Below are 13993 nucleotides of genomic sequence, written 5' to 3'. Positions count from 1 at the left end.
CGGCTTTCCCGGACTTCGGACCCTGGCGCCTCACAGTCGGGCGGTGCAATCTGTCCCCGTGACCCAGAACCGTGTCGTCGTCGCTGCCGCATTCGGGGGACCTGAGGTCCTGCAGGTCGTCGACGGGCCGCGCGTCGAGCCGGGACCCGGCAACGTCGTCGTGCAGGTCCGCGCGGCCGGCGTGAACCCGATCGACTGGAAGACCTACGCCGACTCCCCGGGTGCGGACGCCTCGCGCCTGCCCCTGCGGCTCGGGCTGGAGGTCGCGGGGGTCGTCTCCGCCATCGGACCCGGCGTGCGCTGGCTCGCCGAGGGCGACGAGGTGATCGCCTGGCGCGTCCGCGGCGGCTACGCCGACCAGCTCGAGGTCTCCGAGCAGGTCACCGTCCGGCGTCCGGCGGACCTGAGCTGGGCTGCGGCGGGTGGCCTGATGCTCGCGGGAACGACGGCCGTGCACGCCCTGACCGCCGCGTCGGTGCACCGCGGCGACGTGGTGCTGGTGCACGGCGGCTCTGGCGGGGTGGGGCGCATGGTCGTCCAGCTCGCCGAGCTGCGCGGCGCGGCGGTCGTCGCGACGGCGTCCCCACACGCGCACGACGACCTGCGCAGCCTCGGCGCCATCCCCGTCGAGTACGGCGCGGGCCTGATCGAGCGCATCCGCGCCGTGGCGCCGGGACCGGTCACCGCCGCGATCGACACCGTCGGCACCGACGAGGCCCTCGACACGTCCGTCGCGCTGGTCGCCGACCGCGGCCGCATCGCGACGATCGCCGGGTTCGCGCGCGCGTCGTCGCTCGGCATCCTGGCGCTCGGCGGCGGCCCCGGCGCCGACCCCGGCACGGACATCCGTGAGGCGGCCCGCGGCCAGCTCGCCGAGCTGGCCTCCGACGGCGTCCTCGACGTGCGCGTCGCACGGACGTACGCGCTCGACGACGTGGCGGACGCCCACCGCGAGGGCCGCGGCGGCCACGCGGGCGGCAAGCTCGTCCTGCTGCCCTGAGCCGTCGCGAGAGCACTTCAGCGCACGACGTCGGCCGCGACCTCCCGGAGCTCGTCGAGCACCCGCCGCACGACGAGCCGCTCGGCCCGGTCCGGGCGCAGCAGCGCGTCGATGCGCCGCCCGGCCCGCACGCCCGTGAGCGGCACCAGCCGCACGTGGGGCGCGCCGCCGAACGTGTAGCGCGGCAGCAGCGAGACGCCGTGCCCCGCCGCGACGAACGCCGCCGCGACGTGGAAGTCGTTGATGCGGTGGGCCACGCGCGGCTCGGCGCCGGACGCCTCACCGATCACGGCCAGGACGGACCAGACCGGGAAGCCCTCCCGCACCGCGATCCAGCGCTGCCCGGCCAGCTCGGCCGCGTCGACGCCGGGCCGGTCCGCGAACGGGTGGTCGGGCGCCACGGCCAGGTCCAGGGGTTCGCGCAGCAGCGGGACCGCCCGGACGCCGGCCCAGGCGCGGGAGCCGTCCGGACGGTGCGCGACGACGATGTCGTAGCGGTCGGTCAGGCCCACGAACTCGTCCTGGGCCACGTCCTCGTCGGTGCAGTCGGCGTCGACGCCGTCGAACGCCGCGACTCGGCTCAGGAGCGCGGGCAGCAGCAGCTGGGCGCCGCTCGCGAAGGCGCTCACGCGCACGGTGCCGACGGGGCTGCCGGCGAAGTCGTCGACCGCGGCCCGGGCCCGCTCGAGCGCGACGGCCACGTCGAGCGCCGCATCGGCCAGCGCCTCGCCCGCCGGTGTGAGGCGCAGCCCGCGCCCCACCCGCTCGGTCAGGGGCAGCCCGACCTCCCGCTGCAGCCCGGCCACTTGCTGCGAGACCGCCGACGGCGTGAGGTGCAGCGCCGCCGCCGCACCCGTGACGCCGCCCTGCGACCGGACCGCACGGAGCGCCTCGAGGCCGCGCACATCCATGCAGCGATGCTACAAGGACGCGTCAGTTCTTTTCGATGGTGCTGGAGTGTTGGTCGGGCTCATGCTCGACCCGTGAGCACCCGTGACCGCCTCCTCGCCGCCCTCGTCGCCGTGTGCTGGGGCCTCAACTTCCCCGCGATCCACCTGTCGCTGCAGCAGTTCCCGCCGTTCTTCCTCGTGGCCCTGCGGTTCGCGCTCATCGCCGTGCCGACCATGCTGCTGGTCCCGCGCCCCGCGGTGCGCGTGCGGTGGCTGCTGCTGTACGGGCTGGGGTTCGGGATCCTGCAGTTCGTGTTCCTCTACTGGGCGATGTCCGCGGGCATGCCCACCGGCCTCGCGTCGCTGGTGCTGCAGTCGTCGGCGCCGTTCACCGTGGTGCTGGCCGCGCTGCTGCTGCGCGAGCGGGTCTCGGGGCGCCAGGCGCTCGGGATCCTGGTCGCCGCCGCGGGCCTGGCGGGCATCGCGCTGCACCGCGCCGACGTCGCCGGCGGCACCACCCTCGTGCCCGTGCTGCTCACGCTGTGCGGCGGGCTGGGCTGGGCGCTGGGCAACCTCGGCAGCCGCCTGGCCGTGCGCACCGCGCCCGACGAGTCCTTCCGGCTGCTGCTGTGGATGTCCGTCGTGCCGCCCGTGCCGCTGCTCGCGCTGTCGCTCGCCGTCGAGGGGACCGCGCGGATCGGCGACTCGTTCACCGGGCTCGGTTCCCCGACCGGCCTGGCGGCGCTGGGCGGGCTCGCGTTCACCGTGCTGATCGGGACGCTGCTCGGATCGGGTCTGTGGACCTCGCTCATGTCGCGGTACCCGGCCGGCGTCGTCGCACCGTTCTCGATGCTCGTTCCCGTCGTCGGGATCGGCTCGGCGTGGCTGATCCTCGGCGAGCGCACGGCTCCCGTCGAGCTGGCGTGCGGTGCGCTGGTGGTCGGCGGGGTGCTGCTGGGGAGCGTGCGGGTGGGCGCCGGACGCGGCCGTCAGGACCGCGCGACGACGAGCGCCGTGGCGATCGCCGCGACGCCCTCCCCTCGCCCCGTCAGCCCCAGTCCGTCCGTCGTCGTGGCGGACAGCGCGACGGGCGCACCCACAGCCTCCGACAGCACGGCCTGGGCCTCGTCGCGCCGCTGACCCAGCCGGGGGCGGTTGCCGATCACCTGGACCACGACGTTGCCGACGTCGAACCCCGCGTCCCGCACCCGGCGGGCCGCCTCGGCCAGGAGCACCGCTCCGGCGGCACCGGCCCACTGCGGCTCGGCCGTGCCGAAGTTCGAGCCCAGGTCCCCCAGGCCCGCCGCGGAGAGCAGCGCGTCGGCGGCGGCGTGCGCGGCGACGTCCGCGTCGGAGTGACCCGCCAGCGGTCGCTCGCCCGGCCATGCGAGGCCGGCCAGGTGCAGGACCGCGTCCGGCGCCGGGTCTGGATCGTAGGCGTGCACGTCGACACCGATGCCCGTGCGCGGAAGGTTCGTGGGCATGTGTCAGCGCTCCGTCGGGAAGGAAGGGTCGACCGTCAGCTCCGCGATCGCCAGATCGCGTCGCGTCGTGATCTTCGCGGCGTCGTCGTCCCCGGGCACCACCCAGACCGGCAGACCGAGGCGTTCGACCAGGCCGGCGTCGTCCGAGGCCGCGAGCGACTCGTCGGCCGCGTCGTCGGCCGCCGCCGCGTGCGCGCGCGCCAGCAGCGCACGCGTGAAGCCCTGCGGGGTCTGCACCGCGCGCAGCGTGGCGCGGTCCACCGTGCCGAGGACCGGCCACCCCTCGGCCGGCCCGCCGTCGTCGGTCGGTCCCACGCGCTTGATCGTGTCCGTGACGGCGAGCCCGGGGACCACCGCCTCGTGCCCCGCCGCGACGGCTGCGACCACACGCTCGATCAGCGCGGGCGGCGCGAACGGGCGCGCGGCGTCGTGCACCAGCACCACGTCGACGTCGTCGGGCACCGCCGCCAACGCCGCGGCCACCGACGCCTGCCGCGACGGACCGCCGGCCACCACCGTGACGCGCACGGGGAGACCGTCCAGCAGACGCACGAATCCCTCGACGTGACCCGCGGGGGCGGACACGACGAGGGACTCGATGGGCCGGTCGTCGAACCGGGATGCGCACAGCCGCCGGGCGGCGTGCAGGACGATCGGGTCGCCTGCCACCGGCACGAGGGCCTTCGGCAGGGCGTGCCCCAGCCTGGCGCCGCTGCCTGCGGCCGTCAGGATCGCGGCGGTCCGCAGCTCAGGAGCCGTCCGCACCTCAGGAGGCGAGGACCTCGTCGAGGATGGCCTCGGCCTTCTCCTCCTCGGTGTGCTCGGCCAGCGCGAGCTCCGAGACGAGGATCTGACGAGCCTTGGCCAGCATGCGCTTCTCGCCGGCCGACAGACCGCGGTCCGCGTCACGACGCGACAGGTCACGCACGACCTCGGCCACCTTGATGACGTCGCCGGAGGCGAGCTTCTCGAGGTTCGCCTTGTACCGACGCGACCAGTTGGTGGGCTCCTCCGTGTACGGGGCCCGCAGGACCTCGAACACACGGTCCAGACCCTCCTGACCCACGACGTCACGCACGCCGACGAGGTCGACGTTCTCCGCCGGGACCTCGATGGTGAGATCCCCCTGGGCCACCTTGAGCTTGAGGTAGATCTTGTCCTCTCCGCGGATGGTCCTGGTCTTGATCTCTTCGATCAACGCTGCACCGTGGTGCGGGTAGACAACGGTCTCCCCAACAGTGAAAGTCATCTGCAGGTGTCCCCTTTCGCGGGGTCCTACCTTATCACGGCACAATTCGCCCGATTCCGACGGCGCGTGTCGCGCGCACACCGTCTGCGCTGGTCAGGGAGCGGTCGGTCCACCCCTCCGGCGGGACGGCCCGGGTGGCCGCCGCCACACGCCTCGGAGGCGGCCCGACGACGCCTCGCCCGCTAGTCTTTCCAGTGCAGCGTCATGCGCTGCGCCGATCCACCCCGACGCCCCTGGAGTCCCCGTGACCTCGCTCCGCCCCCGCACCCTCCGGCTCTGGTCCGCCACCGGCCTGTGCGTCGCAGGCCTGATGCTGGCCGGCTGCTCGGCCACCAACCCGATGACCACGGAGAAGGAGTACAGCGCGTCGGACGGCGTGCGTGCGACCCTCGGTGACGTCCGGGCCTCCAACCTCATGGTGCTGTCGTCGGCCAAGGGTGCGCCCGGCGCCGTGCAGGGTGCGCTGACGAACGACGGCGCGACGACCCGCACCGTGACGCTCACGGCGGGCGACGACACGGCGACCGTGAACGTCGAGCCCGGCCAGACCGTGCTGCTGACCGAGGACACCACCGGCGGGGCACCCGGCGACGGGCGCGAGAACTTCACGATCCCGGCCGTCAGCGTCGCCCCCGGCGCGCTGCTGCCGATCACGATCGCCACGGACACCGCGGGCAGCCAGGACCTGGCCGTGCCGGTCCTCGACGGCTCGCAGCCCGAGTACGCGACGCTGATCCCCACACCGACCCCGTCGGCCTGACGCACACGCGCAAGAGCCCCGGACCGCCGAAGCGGTCCGGGGCTCTTCTGCGTCGAGGTCCCGATCAGCCGAAGCGACCCGAGATGTAGTCCTCGGTGGCCTGCTCGTGCGGGGCGGAGAAGATCGTCGCGGTGTCGTCGACCTCCACCAGACGACCTGCCTGACCGACGCCGGCCAGGTTGAAGAACGCCGTGCGGTCGGAGACGCGGGCGGCCTGCTGCATGTTGTGGGTCACGATCACGATCGTGTACTGCGACTTGAGCTCGGCGATCAGGTCCTCGATGGCGAGGGTCGAGATCGGGTCGAGGGCCGAGCAGGGCTCGTCCATGAGCAGCACCTGCGGCTTGACGGCGATCGCACGGGCGATGCACAGACGCTGCTGCTGGCCGCCGGACAGGCCCGAGCCCGGGCGGTCGAGGCGGTCCTTGACCTCGTTCCAGAGGTTCGCGCCCTGGAGCGACTGCTCGACGAGGTCCTGCGCGTCGCCCTTGGAGATGCGCTTGTTGTTGAGCCGCACGCCCGCGAGCACGTTCTCCGCGATCGACATCGTCGGGAACGGGTTGGGGCGCTGGAAGACCATGCCGACCTGGCGGCGCACCGCCACCGGGTCGACGTCCGCGGCGTACAGGTCCACGCCGTCCATCGCGACGGTGCCCTCGACGTAGGCACCGGGGATCACCTCGTGCATCCGGTTGAGCGTGCGCAGGAAGGTCGACTTCCCGCAGCCGGACGGGCCGATGAAGGCGGTCACGGACCGAGGCTCGACGGCGATCTGCACGTCCGCCACGGCCTTGAAGTCGCCGTAGAAGATGTTCAGGTCCTTGACATCGATGCGCTGAGACATGGGGTGCGGGCCTTTCAGGGATACCAGGAGGTGGGGGGTCAGCGGGACTTCGGCGCGAAGAGCCGCGTGATGAGCCGCCCCACGAGGTTGAGCAGCATGACGATGATGATCAGGACGAGCGCGGCCGACCACGCACGGTCGAAGTTGATGGTCGGCACGCAGTTCGTCGCCGTCGGCGAGCAGGGCACCAGACCCTGCTGGAACTGCCGGTAGATGTAGACGGGCAGCGTCATCATGCGGCCGTCGACCATGTTGTAGTTGATGGAGTCGGCCACGCCGACCGTCACCAGGAGCGGTGCCGTCTCGCCGATGATGCGAGCCACGGCGATCGTGATGCCGGTGACGATGCCCGCCACGGCGGTGCGCAGGACCACGCGGACGGTCACGAGCCACTTGGGCACCGCGAGCGCCAGGGCCGCCTCGCGCAGCTCGTTGGGGACCAGGCGCAGCATCTCCTCCGACGAGCGGACGACCACCGGGATCATGAGGACCGAGAGCGCCACCGATCCGGCGATGCCCATCCGGACGCCCGGCCCGAAGAACAGCGCGAACAGCGCGTAGGCGAACAGACCGGCGACGATCGACGGGATGCCCGTCATGACGTCGACGAAGAACGTCACGGCGCGGGCCAGCCGGCCACGACCGTACTCGACCAGGTACACGGCCACCATCAGGCCGATCGGCACCGAGATGACGGTAGCCCACAACGTGATCAGGAGCGTGCCGATGATCGCGTGGTAGATGCCGCCGGCGTCCATGCCACCGAACACGCCGCGCATGGAGTGCAGCAGGAAGTACGAGTTCAGGTGACCGATGCCCTTGGACACCACGGTCCAGAGCACGGAGACCAGGGGGATCATCGCGATCGCGAACGCCGCGTAGATCAGCACCTTCATGGTGCGGTCCGTGCGACGCCGGCGCGGGTCGGTGTTCGTCAGGATCTCGCGCAGCCCGGAGGGGGCGCCGGAGCTCGGGGTGGCCGTGGTGGTGGTCATGTCAGTTGGCTCCCGAGAAGTCCTTGCGGCGCGCGACGATCGCGCGGGCGGCCATGTTCACCGCGAGGGTGATGACGAACAGCGCCAGGCCGGTCGCGATGAGCGTCGAGACGCCGATCGGGTTGGCCTCCGGGAACTGCGACGCGATGTTGGCCGCGATGGTGTTGTGCTTGCCTGCTACCAGCAGCAGGAAGGAGTACGTCGCGCCGGGCGACAGGATCATGACGACGGCCATCGTCTCGCCGAGCGCGCGGCCCAGGCCGAGCATCGCGGCCGAGATGACCCCCGAGCGGGCGAACGGCAGGACGGCCATCCGGATCATCTCCCAGCGCGTCGCGCCGAGCGCCAGGGCGGCCTCCTCGTGCAGGCGCGGAGCCTGCAGGAAGACCTCGCGGGAGACCGCCGTGATGATCGGCAGGATCATGACGGCCAGCACGATCGCGACCGACAGGACGACGCGACCCGTCGGCGACGCCTCACCGCCGAAGAACGGGATCCACGACAGGTGCGTGTTGAGCCAGAGCCACAGCGGCTTGACCACGTTGACCAGCACCGTCGCGCCCCACAGGCCGTAGACGACCGACGGGATCGCGGCGAGCAGGTCGACGACGTAGCCGAGCGCGCTCGCGATCCGGCGCGGGGCGTAGTGCGACGTGAACAGGGCGATGCCCATCGCGACGGGGGTCGCGAACAGCAGCGCGAGCGCCGCAGCCAGGACCGTGCCGAAGACGAGCGGGCCGATGTAGGCGAGCAGCGAGCTGCCGTGGAGCGCGCTGACCTGGGCGGCCAGCTCGTCGGTCGGCATCGAGATGGCCGGCCACGCCTTGACGATCAGGAACACGGCCACGGCGGCCAGCACGACGAGGATGAAGGCGCCCGCGCCGGTCGCCGCCCACCGGAACAGGCGGTTGGCGCCTCGGTCGGCCGGCGCCTTGTAGGCACGCTTCTTCTTCGCGCGCGGCGGCGCACTCTCCGGCCCCGGGCCCGGTCGTTCCGACCGGGGTGCCGCAGGGGTCTGTGTGCTGGTCACGTCTCTCCAGGTAAGTCAGCTGTGGTGCTGTGCCGACGGTCGGCCCGCGTCCCCCCGGGGCGGGCCGACCGTCGGCGGTCAGCGTCGTGCACCCGGCCAGGCCGGGCCGAGCTCAGGAAGCGAGCTTGATGGTGTCGATCGACGCCTTGACGTCGGCCGCGAGCTTGTCCGAGATCGGGGCCGAACCCGCCGCACCGGCAGCGGCCTGCTGGCCCTCGCTGCTGGAGATGTACGTCAGGAACGCCTTCACGTTGTCCACGTCGGCCTGCTTGTCGTACGCGCCGCAGGCGATCGCGTAGGAGACCAGGACCAGCGGGTAGGCCCCCGCCGCCGTCGTGGTGCGGTCCAGCTTGATCGCGATGTCGTGCTCGGTGCGCGTGTCGTCACGCGGCGACGCGTCCAGCGCGGCGGCGGCGCCCTCGGCCGACGGGGCCGTGAAGGTGTCGCCGACCTTGATCGACGCCTGGCCCAGCGTGCCGGCCTGCGACTCGTCGGCGTAGCCGATCGTGCCGTCGCCGCCCTGCACGGCCTGGATCAGGCCCTGCGTCTGCGCGCCAGACTCGCCGCCCTTGATGGGCCACACCTTGTCGGCGTCGTAGCTCCACGCGCCCTCGCCGGCCTGGTTCAGGTAGTCGGTGAAGTTCTTCGTGGTGCCCGACTCGTCGGAGCGGTGGATGGGCGTGATCTTCGTCGACGGGAGGTCGGCGTCCGGGTTGTCGGCCTTGATGGCCGCGTCGTCCCAGGTGGTGATCTTGCCGTCGAAGATCTGCGCGATCGTCTTGGCCGACAGGTTCAGCTTGTCGACGCCCTTGAGGTTGAAGACGACGGCGATCGGGCTGACGTAGACCGGCAGGTCGATCGCGTCGGTGCCGAAGCAGCGGTCCTTCGCCTTGTCCGTCTCGTCGGGGTTCACGAGCGGCGAGTCGGAACCCGCCCACTGCACGGCGCCGCTGAGGAACGCAGTCACGCCACCGCCCGAGCCGATCGGGTCGTAGTTGACCGTGACGCCCGAGTTCGTCTGCTGGAAGCCGGCGCGCCACGCGTCCATGGCCGAGGTCTGGGTGCTGGCGCCCGAGCCGTTGAGCTGGCCGCTGAGGTTGGAGCTTCCGCCGTCGGCCGATGCGCCGCCGCTGGGCGAACCCGCGTCCGCGACCGGGTCGTCCGATCCGCACGCCGTCAGCGAGACGGCGATCACACCGGCAAGGGCGACCGCACCGACGCGGCTGGGAAGGGAGAGCTTCACTGTGGAGTCCGTCCTGTTCGTCTGTCGTGCGCCCGGGTGTCGAGCGCAGCGATGCCGACGTTAGGAAGCGGATGTGACCTGCCGGTCGGAGCCAGTTGAACCCCAGGTGAACGCTGGCCGACAGTTGTTCGCGCGTCCAGCAACGCACGACGTCCGAGCAAGTGGCCGCTGTAGCAGCCACTTGCTCGGACGCTGGGGGTGAGTCGGGGTCAGCCCTCTGTGCCTCTGGTCGGGCTGAACCTCCGCTCCGCGGTTGGCGGGTGCTTCGCCCCCACCATCCGCTGCGCTCCGGTTCAGCCCTCCGGCGTCAGCTTGTAGCCCAACCCGCGGACCGTCACGAGGAGCGTCGGGTTGGCCGGGTCCGGCTCGACCTTGGCGCGGACGCGCTTGACGTGGACGTCGAGCGTCTTGGTGTCGCCGACGTAGTCCGAGCCCCAGATGCGGTCGATCAGCTGGCCGCGCGTCAGGACACGCCCGGCGTTGCGCAGCAGCAGCTCCAGCAGCTCGAACTCCTTGAGGGGGAACGCGACCAGCTCGTCGTGCACGCGCACGGTGTGCCGCTCGACGTCCATGCGGATGGGACCGGCGACGAGCAGGTCGTCGTCGTCCTCGTCGTCCGACGCCTCCGCACCGGGCGACGGGACCGCGACGATCGAGCGACGCCGCAGCACCGCGCGCACGCGGGCCAGCAGCTCGCGCGACGAGTACGGCTTGGTGACGTAGTCGTCGGCGCCCAGCTCCAGGCCGACGACCTTGTCGATCTCGTCATCCTTGGCCGTGAGCATGATGACCGGCACGTCGCTGGTCAGCCGGATCTGCCGGCACACCTCCGTGCCCGGCATCCCGGGAAGCATGAGGTCGAGCAGGACCAGGTCCACGCCGCCCTCGTTGAAGCGGTCGAGGCCGTCGGTGCCGGTCGCGGCGGAGACCACGTCGTAGCCCTCGCGCTGCAGCTGGTAGGTCAGGGGGTCGCGGTAGGACTCCTCGTCCTCGACCACGAGGATGCGCGTCATGACGCGTTCCGGTGCACGTGTGCTCCTTCTTCGGACGATGCGGGGGCGGCCGCGCAGGGGAGGCGCAGCGTGAACGTGGAACCACGGCCGGGCCGCGACCAGACGGTCACGTCCCCCCCGTGGTCGGCGGCGACGTGCTTGACGATGGACAGACCCAGACCGGTGCCACCGGTCTCGCGCGAGCGCGCAGGGTCCACGCGGTAGAAGCGTTCGAAGACGCGTTCCTGGTCGGCGGCGGAGATGCCGATGCCCTCGTCGACGACGGCGATCTCGACGATGTCGTCGGCCATCCGCACCCCGACGCCCACGCGCGACGCCTCACCCGAGTACGCGACCGCGTTGTCGACGAGGTTGCGCACGGCCGTCACGAGCAGGTCGTGCTGCCCCGAGACCTGGACACCGCTCTGGCCGCCGACCTCCAGGCGGACCCGCTTGGCGTCGGCCGTGGTCCTCGCGCGGTCCACGGCCTCCTTGACCACGTCGTCGAGCTCGACCGTCGACACCTCGGTCAACGCGCCGGCGACCTGCAGCCGGGACAGCTCGATGATCTCGTGGACCAGGGCGGACAGGCGGACGGCCTCGGTCTGGATGCGGCCCGCGAACCGGCGCACCGCCTCGGGGTCGTCGGCCGCGTCCTGCACGGTCTCGGCCAGCAGGGTGAGGGCGCCCACGGGCGTCTTCAGCTCGTGGGAGATGTTCACGACGAAGTCGCGGCGGATGGCCTCGAGTCGCTTGGCCTGGGTCTGGTCCTCCGCCAGCACGACGACGTGCCGCGGCGTCACCTGCGCGACGCGGACCTGCAGCAGGAGCGTGCCCTTGCCGAGCGGGCCGCGCGCGACCTCCAGCTCCTCGTCGCGGATCACTCCGTCGCGGCGGACGCTCTCGATGAGCTCACGGATCGCGGGTGGCACCACGAGGCCGTCTCGCACCAGGCCGAGCGAGTACGCGGGCGCGCTCGCACGGACCACCGTGTCCTCGGGGTCGAGCACGATCGCCGCCGAGCGCAGCACCGCAAGCATCCGCACCAGGCCCTCGTCGAGCTCCGGGGCGGGGGTCTGCGGCATCCTGTGCATGGAGCGCTGGCTGATCCAGTAGGCGATCACGGCGAACGCGCCGACCAGGATGCCCAGGCATCCGGCGACGATCAGCTCCCACCCGTCGGCACTCACGCGACCAACCCTAGGGCGACGCACGGCCCCGATCGGACCTTTCCGGGTCGCCGTCGGCCACCCGCCGCCGAGCATTCATCTGTCGTTCACGGACATGCACGAGGCCCCGGCCTGCGTCAGGGCAGGTCCGGGGCCTCGTCGGCCGAACGATCAGGCGAGCAGCTTCGCCTTGGCGGCGGCGAACTCGTCGGCGCTCAGCACGCCCGCCGCCTGGAGCTGGGCGAGCTGGTTGAGCTTGCTGATGATGTCGTCGCCACCAGCGGCGGGAGCAGCGATGGCCGGTGCCGATGCCGCGGCAGCCTGCTGGGCGGCAGCCTGGCGGGCCGCCTCCTCGATCTGGCGCTGCTGCTCGGCGGCCTCGTACTGCTGCTGCTCGTAGCTGGCCTGAGCGCTGGCCTGCGCGCGACCAGCCTGGCGGCGCGCGACGTTGCCGGTGACGGCCGTGGCGGTGCCGGCGATGACGGCGGTGCGGGCGGCGGTCCCGATCAGGCCGGGACGGCCCATCCGACGGAAGGGGGGCATGCGAACTCCTTGGGGTTGAGAAGAAAGGTGGGAGCGGGCGTCAGGCCGACGCGTCCTCGAGCTCGGCGATGGCCGCGACGACCTCGGCCGGGATGCGCTCCGCGGCGAGCAGCACGCCGCCCGTCTCGCGGATCGCCTGCGCGATGCCGTTGGACCAGACGTGCTCGAAGACGAGCACGAGCGCCGACGTGCCGGCGGGAACGGCCTCGGCGATGTCGGCGATGTCCTCGTCGCCCGCCAGACCGCCGCCCTCGAGCTCGACGTCCGTGATCGCGAGCTCGTCGCCCAGGTCCTCGAGCTCGATGATCTCGAGGTCGCCCTCCAGCGGGCGGCGGACGACGACGAGGTCGATGATCCGCACCTGCTCCGAGACCACCAGCGCAGCGAGCTGCGCCTTGACCTCGTCGGGGATGCGGTCGTCCGGGAAGCCGAGCGCGATGAGCTCGACCGGACCGAAGGTGGAAGCCATCAGTTCTTCTCTCCTGTGTTCGGGTGCTGCTGATCAGATGGAAAGCGTCAGGCGGCGGCCCGCTCGGCCTCCTCGCCGTGCACCACCAGCGCCCACAGGACCACGATGTCCAGGCCGATGACGACGAGCGACCACCACGGGGTGACGGGCAGCGAGACGAACTGGGTCACGAGGTTCACGACCACCAGGAGGATCGCGACGAACCGCGCCCAGCCGGCACCACCGAAGAGCGCGAACCCGGTGAGCAGGATCAGCACGCCGACGACCAGGTGCACCCAGCCCCACGTGGAGACGTCGACGATCGCCAGACCCGAGTTGGTCCACGCGACGACGTCCTTGGTGTTGAACACCGCCACGAGCCCGGTGGTGATGTTGAACAGCCCGAGGGCGATGAGGGTGAACGCCGCGAACCACACCCAGCCGACCCACGCCGTGACCTTGCCTGCCATGTGTGCCCCTCCACGTCGTGCGCGTGCGTCCTGGCCGTCAGTCTTGCACCCTAGTCATGCGTCTGTGCAGGCGACGAGGCTTCGCCCTGCGTGAACGGTCCGAACATCCAACTGCCGCCGCGCGTTCACCTGGCGGCGCACGGTTGTTCACCTGCCGGTGCGAACCTGGCCGTCGCCACCCGGCAGCAAGCACCGAGAGGGATCACATGCGGGACATCTTCGAGGCCGAGCTCACCCAGCTCGGCGAGGACCTCGTGGCCATGAGCCACCTGGTCGAGCACGCCGTGACGAACGCCGGCGTCGCCCTGCTCACGGGGGACCTCGGTCTCGCGGAGTCGGTGATCGCCGACGACATCGCCATCGACGCCCTGGAGCGTGAGGTCGACGAGCGCTGCGTCGGGCTGCTGGCGCAGCAGGCGCCGGTCGCCACCGACCTGCGCGTCGTGGTCACCGCGCTGCGTATGAGCGCCTCGCTCGAGCGCATGGGCGACCTGGCCCGGCACGTCGCCCAGGTGGCCCGCGGCCGCTACCCGCGCCAGGCCGTCCCGCAGAGCCTCGCGGGCACGTTCGCCGAGATGCACGACGCCGCCGTCCGCGTCGCCCGACGCACGGCGACGCTGCTGGAGAGCCGCGACCTGGCGCTGGCCGAGAGCATCGAGACGGACGACGACCTGCTCGACGAGCTGCACGAGGACGTCTTCACCGCGATGCTGGGCGGCTCCTGGTCCGCCAGCACGCAGGAGACGATCGACACCACGCTGCTCAGCCGCTTCTACGAGCGGTTCGGGGACCACGGCGTCTCCGTCGCCCGTCGCGTCGTCTACCTCGTCACCGGCGTCTCCGCCGACGACCTGGACCGCTCCGCGATCTGACCTG

16 protein-coding genes and 1 pseudogene are annotated in these 13993 nt (G+C 72.0%); 4 read left to right on the top strand and 13 right to left on the bottom strand.

Translation table 11 applies throughout. The features are described from left to right. Positions 1-58: 58 nt before the first annotated feature. Positions 59-1000: an NADP-dependent oxidoreductase gene (locus tag IC607_RS10700; protein ID WP_191787364.1), complete on the top strand. Its 942-nt coding sequence runs from the start codon at positions 59-61 to the stop codon at positions 998-1000. Between the two features lie 17 nt (positions 1001-1017). Here the strand turns inward: IC607_RS10700 and IC607_RS10695 are convergent, their stop codons facing one another. Continuing rightward, complete coding sequence (locus tag IC607_RS10695; RefSeq protein ID WP_191787363.1) at positions 1018-1911, bottom strand: LysR family transcriptional regulator; 894 nt, start codon at positions 1909-1911, stop codon at positions 1018-1020. A gap of 6 nt (positions 1912-1917) precedes the next feature. On the opposite strand from IC607_RS10695, the pseudogene IC607_RS10690 reads away from it, so the two are divergent. Then, positions 1918-2835: pseudogene (locus IC607_RS10690) on the top strand (EamA family transporter); the annotation flags it as partial. 44 nt (positions 2836-2879) lie between these two features. Here IC607_RS10690 and ispF read toward each other — a convergent pair. From ispF to IC607_RS10675, 3 genes are read right to left on the bottom strand one after another with little or no spacing between them, the layout of a single operon-like run. Beyond that, complete coding sequence (ispF, locus tag IC607_RS10685; protein WP_191787362.1) at positions 2880-3374, bottom strand: 2-C-methyl-D-erythritol 2,4-cyclodiphosphate synthase; 495 nt, start codon at positions 3372-3374, stop codon at positions 2880-2882. Between the two features lie 3 nt (positions 3375-3377). Further along, a complete protein-coding gene (ispD, locus tag IC607_RS10680) occupies positions 3378-4139 on the bottom strand; it encodes a 2-C-methyl-D-erythritol 4-phosphate cytidylyltransferase (RefSeq protein WP_370526140.1) in 762 nt (253 codons plus the stop codon). A 1-nt stretch (position 4140) separates the two neighbouring features. Further along, positions 4141-4623 carry a CarD family transcriptional regulator gene (locus IC607_RS10675; protein WP_013769765.1) on the bottom strand — a complete coding sequence of 161 codons (483 nt, stop codon included), beginning with the start codon at positions 4621-4623 and terminating at the stop codon, positions 4141-4143. Between the two features lie 244 nt (positions 4624-4867). Between IC607_RS10675 and IC607_RS10670 the strand changes: the two genes are divergently transcribed. Further along, positions 4868-5383 carry a hypothetical protein gene (locus tag IC607_RS10670; protein ID WP_191787361.1) on the top strand — a complete coding sequence of 172 codons (516 nt, stop codon included), beginning with the start codon at positions 4868-4870 and terminating at the stop codon, positions 5381-5383. Between the two features lie 64 nt (positions 5384-5447). Here the strand turns inward: IC607_RS10670 and pstB are convergent, their stop codons facing one another. From pstB to IC607_RS10625, 9 genes are all read right to left on the bottom strand, one after another. After that, positions 5448-6227: a phosphate ABC transporter ATP-binding protein PstB gene (gene pstB / locus IC607_RS10665; RefSeq protein ID WP_191787360.1), complete on the bottom strand. Its 780-nt coding sequence runs from the start codon at positions 6225-6227 to the stop codon at positions 5448-5450. Between the two features lie 38 nt (positions 6228-6265). Next, a complete protein-coding gene (gene pstA, locus IC607_RS10660) occupies positions 6266-7222 on the bottom strand; it encodes a phosphate ABC transporter permease PstA (RefSeq protein WP_191787359.1) in 957 nt (318 codons plus the stop codon). 1 nt (position 7223) lies between these two features. Beyond that, positions 7224-8252, bottom strand: coding sequence for a phosphate ABC transporter permease subunit PstC (pstC, locus tag IC607_RS10655; RefSeq protein WP_191787358.1), 1029 nt, complete (start codon positions 8250-8252; stop codon positions 7224-7226). Positions 8253-8364: 112 nt separating this feature from the next. Beyond that, positions 8365-9495, bottom strand: a complete 1131-nt coding sequence (pstS, locus tag IC607_RS10650; RefSeq protein WP_191787357.1) for a phosphate ABC transporter substrate-binding protein PstS — start codon at positions 9493-9495, stop codon at positions 8365-8367. Positions 9496-9788: 293 nt separating this feature from the next. Further along, positions 9789-10508, bottom strand: a complete 720-nt coding sequence (locus tag IC607_RS10645; RefSeq protein WP_191787356.1) for a response regulator transcription factor — start codon at positions 10506-10508, stop codon at positions 9789-9791. After that, the gene (locus tag IC607_RS10640) at positions 10505-11677 is read right to left on the bottom strand and encodes a sensor histidine kinase (RefSeq protein ID WP_370526138.1); all 1173 of its coding nucleotides are present in this window, start codon (positions 11675-11677) and stop codon (positions 10505-10507) included. The genes IC607_RS10645 and IC607_RS10640 overlap by 4 nt, the downstream gene beginning before the upstream one ends. Before the next feature lie 150 nt (positions 11678-11827). Continuing rightward, positions 11828-12199: an SHOCT domain-containing protein gene (locus IC607_RS10635; protein ID WP_225224818.1), complete on the bottom strand. Its 372-nt coding sequence runs from the start codon at positions 12197-12199 to the stop codon at positions 11828-11830. 40 nt (positions 12200-12239) lie between these two features. Then, positions 12240-12668: a DUF6325 family protein gene (locus IC607_RS10630; protein WP_191787354.1), complete on the bottom strand. Its 429-nt coding sequence runs from the start codon at positions 12666-12668 to the stop codon at positions 12240-12242. A gap of 47 nt (positions 12669-12715) precedes the next feature. After that, positions 12716-13117, bottom strand: a complete 402-nt coding sequence (locus IC607_RS10625) for a hypothetical protein (protein WP_191787353.1) — start codon at positions 13115-13117, stop codon at positions 12716-12718. A gap of 206 nt (positions 13118-13323) precedes the next feature. Between IC607_RS10625 and phoU the strand changes: the two genes are divergently transcribed. Further along, positions 13324-13989, top strand: coding sequence for a phosphate signaling complex protein PhoU (phoU, locus tag IC607_RS10620; protein WP_191787352.1), 666 nt, complete (start codon positions 13324-13326; stop codon positions 13987-13989). Positions 13990-13993 lie beyond the last annotated feature (4 nt).

The organism is Cellulomonas sp. JH27-2 (genome assembly GCF_014837175.1).
GTDB lineage: Bacteria > Actinomycetota > Actinomycetes > Actinomycetales > Cellulomonadaceae > Cellulomonas.
The sequence above is the reverse complement of the archived record's forward strand: the minus strand, read 5'-3'. Positions and strand labels throughout refer to the sequence as shown.